The sequence below is a fragment of the Streptomyces sp. NPDC057702 genome, assembly GCF_042799315.1.
Taxonomy (GTDB): domain Bacteria; phylum Actinomycetota; class Actinomycetes; order Streptomycetales; family Streptomycetaceae; genus Streptomyces.
The window spans coordinates 200784-207121 of record NZ_JBHVJC010000013.1 but is presented as its reverse complement, the minus strand read 5'-3'; the positions used below and the strand labels follow the sequence as shown (position 1 = coordinate 207121).

General features: G+C 74.4%; 5 protein-coding genes. 4 read left to right on the top strand and 1 reads right to left on the bottom strand.

The window, feature by feature from the left end:
• Positions 1 to 159: 159 nt before the first annotated feature.
• Positions 160 to 606 (bottom strand): MaoC family dehydratase N-terminal domain-containing protein, encoded by a 447-nt coding sequence (locus tag ACFVFR_RS12630; protein ID WP_383700348.1) that lies wholly within the window; start codon positions 604 to 606, stop codon positions 160 to 162.
• A gap of 598 nt (positions 607 to 1204) precedes the next feature.
• Between ACFVFR_RS12630 and ACFVFR_RS12625 the strand changes: the two genes are divergently transcribed.
• The 4 genes from ACFVFR_RS12625 (at position 1205) to ACFVFR_RS12610 (ending at position 6336) form a co-directional block, all read left to right on the top strand.
• Positions 1205 to 3118 (top strand): NAD-binding protein, encoded by a 1914-nt coding sequence (locus ACFVFR_RS12625; RefSeq protein ID WP_383700385.1) that lies wholly within the window; start codon positions 1205 to 1207, stop codon positions 3116 to 3118.
• Positions 3119 to 3941: 823 nt separating this feature from the next.
• Positions 3942 to 4856, top strand: coding sequence for a LysR substrate-binding domain-containing protein (locus ACFVFR_RS12620; RefSeq protein WP_383700345.1), 915 nt, complete (start codon positions 3942 to 3944; stop codon positions 4854 to 4856).
• A 489-nt stretch (positions 4857 to 5345) separates the two neighbouring features.
• A complete protein-coding gene (gene trxA / locus ACFVFR_RS12615) occupies positions 5346 to 5729 on the top strand; it encodes a thioredoxin (protein WP_383700342.1) in 384 nt (127 codons plus the stop codon).
• Positions 5722 to 6336 (top strand): histidine phosphatase family protein, encoded by a 615-nt coding sequence (locus tag ACFVFR_RS12610; protein WP_383700339.1) that lies wholly within the window; start codon positions 5722 to 5724, stop codon positions 6334 to 6336. Before trxA ends, ACFVFR_RS12610 begins: the two co-directional genes overlap by 8 nt.
• The last annotated feature ends 2 nt before the right edge of the window (positions 6337 to 6338 follow it).

Here is a 6338-nt window from a genome sequence, read left to right as displayed (position 1 = left end):
CTTGTTTTTGTGTATCCGCCCCCGCCGGCGCGGGGCGCGGGGGGGGGGGGTCCGCCAGCTGGGCGGCCCCCCCCCGCCCGGGTGGCCGGCCGCGCGCGGCGCCCGCCCCGGTGGCGGGCGCCCTCGCGCGGGCCCCGCCCCGCTCAGGCCCCGCCCCGCTCAGGCCGCGGCCCGTGAGACCAGCGTCAGATAGACGGTGACCACGTGCTCACCCTCGTCGGTGCCCACCTCGCCCCGCAGGTCCACCACGTCGTTGCCGGCCAGCGCCTTGATGCCGTCCACGTGCACGACCACCGTCAGCCGGTCGCCCGCGTGGATGGGCCGGCTGTACTCGAAGCGCTGGTCGCGGTGGACCACGCGGTCGTAGTCGAGGCCGAGTTCCGGGTCGTGCACCACCTGGTCGGTGGCCCGCTGCGCCAGCGTGAAGATGAACGTCGGCGGGGCGATCACGTCGGCGTGCCCGTGCTCCCGCGCCGCCCCGGGGTCCACGAAGACGGGGTTCGCGTCCCCCACGGCCGCCGCGAACTCGCGAATCTTCTCGCGGCCCACCTCATAGGGCTCAGTGGGCGGATAAACCCGTCCGACGTAAGAGGTGTCGAGAGGCATGCGGTGCTCCTAGCACATGAACGATGACGATATGAACGCGGTGCGAATGAGGTCGAACCGGCGGAACAGCAGGGGGTGAAAACGAAAGGGCCGACATCGCGGCGCCCCGTGTGCGCGTACGACCGGACATACCCGCGAGCGTCTCGCGAGCCGAACGGAACAAGGCCCCCCGTTTCGCCTCGCACGGTCAATTGCCGCCACCCGTGCGGTAATTCCCCACACCGATCAGCGCTGGCGGCGACGGCCCTGCGCATTGTGCCACGGAACCACTCCGAGAGGGCCGCGAAAGAGACCACACCAACACGGCCCAACCACCCGCCGGACGCCCACCGAACGCCATGGCCCACCCCACGCCGCGTACCGCACGGGCCGACCAATTGCCCGATGAATGCATCGCCTTGACACGCCCGGGACACCACGGGCCGACCGGGGCCCCGCCCACCCGGCCGGGCGCACACCCCGCGCGGGCGGGGACCCGGCGCGGGGCGCGCGGCACGGGCGCGCGGGGAACTGACATCGCGGCACGGGACTCTCTACAGATGTGTCTTCGCTCTCCCTGACCCCCCAGGCCGATCCGCCCGCCCCGCTGACCGGACACATGATCGTGTCCGGTGACGACGCCCTGGCCCACCGGCTCGCCGCCGAGTTGCGCGGCGTCTACGGCGAACGCGTCACCCTCGTGGTGCCGCCCGCGCAGGAAGTCGCCGGGCAGCGCGCGCGGGGGCGCGCCGTCGGTCGCGCGACGGCGCTGTTCGGGCGCGTGAGCGCCGCGATGGCCCGTGCGACCGTGGGCGGCGCCGACCCCGCGAACGCGAGCGCCGGCCCCACCGTGCTGGAGGCGGCGGAACCCGACGAGGCCGCGCTCGCCCTGGCGGGGGTGGAACGGGCCGCCGCCCTCGCCCTGGTCCACGACGACGACGAGACCAACATCCGGGCCGCCCTCGTCGCCCGCCGCCTCAGCCCCCGGTTGCGCCTGGTCATCCGGCTCTACAACCGCAAGCTCGGCCAGCGCCTGGAGGAACTCCTCGACCAGGCCGCCGCCGTCGCCGCCCCGCCCGACGGCCCAGCGGGCGGGGCCGCGCCGGAGGCGATCACCACCGTCCTGTCCGACGCCGACACCGCGGCCCCCGCGCTGGCCGTCACCGCCATCGCCGGAACCAGCAAGGTCGTCCAGGCCGACGGGCTGATGCTGCGCGTGGTCGAGCGCGCCCCGGCACCCAGCGGCCAGGTCGCCGACCCCGGGCTCGGCGTCCTCGCGCTGCTCTCCTCGACCGTGGGCGACCCGGCCGGCGCCGAGGGCTCCGACAGCAGCGGCGCCGAGGGCCCGCGACTCCTCCCCGACGAGGACGCCGTCCACGACGCCGACGGCCGGCGCGCGCTGGTCCTGGAGGCCGTCTCGCACGACGTCCCCGCGCCCGCCGCGCGCCGCTTCGGCCCCCACTGGGCGCCGCTGACGTCCCTGCTGCCCACCCGGCTGCGCTGGTCGATCGCCGGCGTGTGCGCCGCGGTGCTCGCGCTGGCCGTGGCCTCCTGGCTGACCACCGGCGACCACCCGCTGCACGCCGCCTACCTGACGTTGCTCGACCTGTTCGCCATGGGCGACCCGGCCGTGGGGGAGCCCACCAGCCGCCAGGCGACGCAACTCGTCTCCGGGCTCATCGGGTTGATGCTGCTGCCGGTGATGGTCGCCGCCGCGCTGGAGGCGTTCGGCACCTTCCGTACGGCCTCCGCCCTCCGCCGCCCACCGCGCGGCCTGTCGGGGCACGTGGTGCTCCTGGGACTCGGCAAGATCGGCACCCGGGTGCTGGTCCGCCTGCGCGAGCTCGACATCCCGGTGGTGTGCGTGGAGAACGACCCGCAGGCCCGTGGCATCGCCCTGGCCCGCAGGCTGCGGGTGCCCACGGTGCTGGGCGACGTCACGCAGGAGGGCGTCCTGGAAGCCGCCAAGATCCACCGCGCGCACGCGCTACTGGCCCTGACCAGCGTGGACATCACCAACCTGGAGGCCGCGCTGTACGCCCGCTCGGTCCACCCCGACGTCCGGGTGGCCCTGCGCCTGTACGACGACGACTTCGCCACCGCCGTCTACCGCACCCTGCGAGCCGCCCACCCGCACGCCCTCACCCGCAGCCGCAGCGTCTCCTCGCTGGCCGCGCCCGCCTTCGCCGGCGCCATGATGGGCCGCCAGGTCCTGGGCGCCTTCTCGGTGGAACGCAAGGTGCTGCTGGTGGCCGCCGTCGAGGTGGCGGGCCATCCGCAGCTGGCCGGCCGCACCGTCGCGCGGGCGTTCCGGGCCGGCGCGTGGCGGGTGCTCGCCCTGGACACCTCCGAGCCCGGCGAGCGCGCGGCCGACCTCGGCGCGCCCCGATCGCCCGGCGACGTGGCCCGCCACCTGGTGTGGGACCTGGACCCGGAGTACGAGCTGCGCCCCACCGACCGCGTCGTCCTGGTCGCCACCCGCCGTGGCCTGGCCGAACTCCTGGGCCGCCCGCAGACCCGCCGAGACCCGTAACGGAGCGCCAGGCCCCCGGGGTGGCGGGCGCACCCGGGAGGGGCCGGACGCGGGGCACGGGGCCGGGTCCCGTCAGGGGCGGGCCGGTCGTACGCCGGCGCGGGGCGGCCTCCATAGGTCGGCACGGGGCCCGTGGGCCGGGCGCGGGGTCCGTCCGGCCCGGGTGGGGCGATTCCCCGGCGGGGCGCGTCGAATGGTCGGCCTGTTCGGCGACCGGCCGACATCGGTCGCCTTTTCCCCGCCGCCCACTTCCCTTCCGCATGCCGCCACGCTCTCCCGTGACCATCCGACCGGAATCCGCCTCTCCCGCCCTCGGGATTTCCCTTTCCGGCATTCCTCGTGGGCCTGTCGCATTTCCCACCTCACGACGCGGTGAGCGACTTCCGACAGCGCGGGGGAAACGCGAACCGCACACCGGGGGAGAGGCCCGAGGAAGAGCGCCGCCGAGGCGCTCCACCCCCATCGGACGGTGACGCGGAATGAGACGCGGAAAAGGGACCGGGCCCGCCGCCCGTACGGGGCGCGGGAACGGCCCGCCCGCTTCTCGACTGGAGACGTCTGGACAGGCGCCGCGCACTTTCCGCTTCGCACGGGGAATTCCCGGATGCACCCCTGCCGGTCACCATCGCGACCACGGCGCGGTGGGTGGCGGGCGCGGGCACGTGGGGCACCGGCGCCCGGGCCGGACGTGGGCCCGCGGGTGCGTGGGGGCGGCGGGACGCGCGTGGCGGGGCGGGTGGAGTGTGCGCACGAACGGCGTGGCACGGAGTGCCGTGCGGGACTCCTTCTCGGTGGCGTGGAAGAGCGATAGGTTGCGGGACCTATGGAACTGGAGTTGCGGCACCTGCGCCTGCTGGTGACGATCGCGGATGCCGGCAGCTTGACCAGGGCCGCTGCCCTCCTCCTGCTGTCCCAGCCCGCGGTCTCCACCCAGCTCAAGCGCATCGAGTCGGCGCTGGGGCGGCCGGTGTTCGTCCGCGAGGTCACCGGCGTACGGCCGACGCGCTTCGGGGACGAGGTGCTCGCGCACGCGCGCAACGCCGTCGCCAGCGCCGACCGTATCCGCGAGAGCAAGCGCATCGCGGCCGTCGAGACCGCGACGGTACGGCTCGGCGGCTCGCCCGGCCCGGTCTTCTCGCATCTGGCCACCAAGCTGTCCGCGCTGATCGACGCGCCCGTGGTCTCGCACCAGTTCCCCTCCGCCTCCTGGGCGTTGGACCGCCTCGCCAGCGACCAGCTCGACGTCGCCGCCGTCACCGACGTCTTCGGCTACGAGTCCAAGCCGCAGGCCGGCGTCACGCACGCGGTGATCGGCGTCGAGCCCGCCCTGGTCCTGCTCCCGAACGGGCACCCCCTGGCCGGCGAGGAGCGTGTGGACCTCGCGGACCTGGCCGACGAGAGCTGGACCATGTCACCCCTGGAACGCGACGGCGGCGACCGCGCGGCGTTCATCGCCACCTGTGTGGCGGCCGGGTTCACGCCCCGTATCGACCACGACATCGTCGACGCCGGAACCGCGTTCGACCTGGTCATCCAGGGGGCCGCGATAGCCCTCGCCCAGGGCGGGGTGCGGATGCGCGAGGGCATGGCCGCCAAGCGGCTGACCGGCGACCCGATCCGGGTCCGCCACGTGCTGGCCTGGCGCTCCCCGGGGCGGCTCGCCGCCCGTCAGAAGGCGCTGGTCACGGCGGCGGAGGAGGGGTTCGCCGGGCGGCGGCGCGCGACGAACCTGGAGTAGCCGGCGCCCGGGGCCGCCGAGGCGCCGAGGGACGCACCGGGCCCGGGGGCGGGACGGAGCCCGGGGTCGGACCGGCGTGCGGGGGGTCGGCGCGGGGCGTGCGGTCGGCGGCGGGTGGTGGGCCCAGCGGCCGACAGGCGTGAGACCACGGCTGTCGGCCGCTGGAGACTTGCGTGGGGGGTGGCTGTACCGGTCCCGGAGCCCCGCGACCGGCACGGGACGGGCCACCGCTCCCCAGGAGCTGACGGCTTGCGGAGGACCCGGCCGTGGCTTCACTATCCCGCCCCGCCCGCTGTGCGACCAATGTCAAAACCCCATAACGTCAGGTGTTATGGCGGCCCGCGACGGGGCAGCAGACGCCCGTCGTACCTTCGACCACGCCCGGCGGCGAACGGTTCCAAAATATGCGGCGCTCGCGGGAATAGCGCGCGCGCAGGGACCGTTACGGTAGCCGGAACCACCGCCGAGACGGAAAGCAGGGAGCCGCACATGAGCACGGTGGAACTCACCAAGGACAACTTTGACGAGATCGTTTCTGGGAGTGAATTTGTCCTGATCGACTTCTGGGCTTCCTGGTGCGGCCCGTGCCGCACGTTCACCCCAGTCTTCGAGAGCGCGTCCGAGCGTCACGAGGACCTGGTCTTCGCCAAGGTCAACACCGAGGCGCAGCCTGAGCTCGCGGCGGCGTTCGAGATCCAGTCCATCCCGACGCTGATGATCGTGCGTGACAACATCGCGGTCTTCGCCCAGCCGGGAGCGCTGCCGTCGGCCGCGCTGGAGGACGTGATCGGTCAGGCCCGCGCGCTGAACATGGACGAGGTGCGGGCCTCGGTCGCCGAAGCGGCGGCCAAGCAGCAGGGTGCCGGTGGCTGAACTGCTGCTGGTTCGGCACGGCGAGACGGACTGGAGCCGTTCGGGTCAGCACACCAGCTGGACTGAGCTGCCGCTCACCGAGCGGGGCGCGGAGCAAGCGCGCGCCCTCCGTCCGCTGCTGGCGGCCAGGACCCTCGCGAGGGTCCTGGTCAGCCCGCGCTCACGGGCCAGGGACACGGCTCGCCTCGCCGGTCTGCTTGACCGCGCCGAGACCGAGCCCGACCTGCGCGAATGGGGCTACGGGGAGTACGAGGGCCGCACCACGCCCGACATTCTCCGGGCCCGACCGGGCTGGTCGCTGTGGACCGACGGTGCTCCGGGGAATTCCCCGGAGCACCCGGGCGAGTCCCCGCGCGAGATCGGCGCCCGTGTCGACCGAGTGCTCGCCCGGCTCGCCCCGCTGCTGGACGCGGACTCCGCCGCCGGGCCCACCGGCGATGTCCTGCTGGTCGCGCACGCGCACGTTCTCCGGGTGTTCGCGGCCCGTCGACTGGGCCTCCCGGTGGCCTCGGGTGCCCTCTTCCGCCTGGAGACGGCGACCGTGAGCAGCATCGGCACCGAGCACGGCCGCCCCACGATCACCGGCTGGAACATCCCCACCACCTGACC

Bases quoted from the DNA above. Each gene is read 5' to 3' on its own strand.
- ACFVFR_RS12630 (WP_383700348.1), bottom strand. From the start codon at position 606: ATGCCTCTCGACACCTCTTACGTCGGACGGGTTTATCCGCCCACTGAG.
- ACFVFR_RS12625 (WP_383700385.1), top strand. From the start codon at position 1,205: ATGATCGTGTCCGGTGACGACGCCCTGGCCCACCGGCTCGCCGCCGAG.
- ACFVFR_RS12620 (WP_383700345.1), top strand. From the start codon at position 3,942: ATGGAACTGGAGTTGCGGCACCTGCGCCTGCTGGTGACGATCGCGGAT.
- trxA (WP_383700342.1), top strand. From the start codon at position 5,346: ATGAGCACGGTGGAACTCACCAAGGACAACTTTGACGAGATCGTTTCT.